At 41.2% G+C, this 622-nt stretch carries 1 protein-coding gene; it reads right to left on the bottom strand.

What is annotated here, in order from left to right; translation table 11 throughout:
- Window positions 1-566 (bottom strand): transposase (locus NC799_RS18340; protein WP_272447859.1); only part of this gene is annotated, 566 nt, incomplete at its 3' end.
- Window positions 567-622 lie beyond the last annotated feature (56 nt).

Genomic DNA, 622 nt, shown 5'->3' with positions numbered 1-622 from the left:
GTCATTTTGGTGACAAACCACCTTAAGATACCTCTCTTGTGCTTCTTAAGAGACTTTGCGAGCTTAATCATAGGCTCCAGTTGAGAACGTATCGCCCAGTCATACCATTCATCAAAATATAGCTCAGCAATGATGGGTGAACGTGTCCACATTTTTTGCAGCGATATTTTCATGCGATACGCACGGCCTGTTGCCAAATCCATGTCCTTTAATTTGGTAAAGGCAGCTTCCTGTTTTTCTGTTAAATTTTCTTGGTTTTTAAGCCAGGAATAGCGAGTCTTTTTTAGTAATGGTTCCGTGACTTGTTCCTGTCTCCTTACCTTATCGAGTGCTTCATTAACCAATTTCATAACATGGAATTTATCAAATGTAATGTGCGCATTAGGGAAGTTGCTTTCAATTCCCGAAATAAACGCCGGTGACATGTCTGAGCACACTTCTTCAATTTGGGAAGAAGGTACCCCTTTCGCATCAAGGAACTGGCAAAAGTCTTTCAATACATCTGAGCCTTTGCCTTGGGTTGCAAATAGTAAACGTTTGGTATCCGAATCAATAAATAATGTCACATACTTATGTCCTCTTGTCCGTGAGGTTTCATCCATGGCTATACGCGTAACGCCTG

This window comes from Aquibacillus salsiterrae, assembly GCF_028416595.1.
In the GTDB taxonomy this organism is placed as follows: domain Bacteria; phylum Bacillota; class Bacilli; order Bacillales; family Amphibacillaceae; genus Aquibacillus_A; species Aquibacillus_A salsiterrae.
The sequence above is the reverse complement of the archived record's forward strand: the minus strand, read 5'-3'. Positions and strand labels throughout refer to the sequence as shown.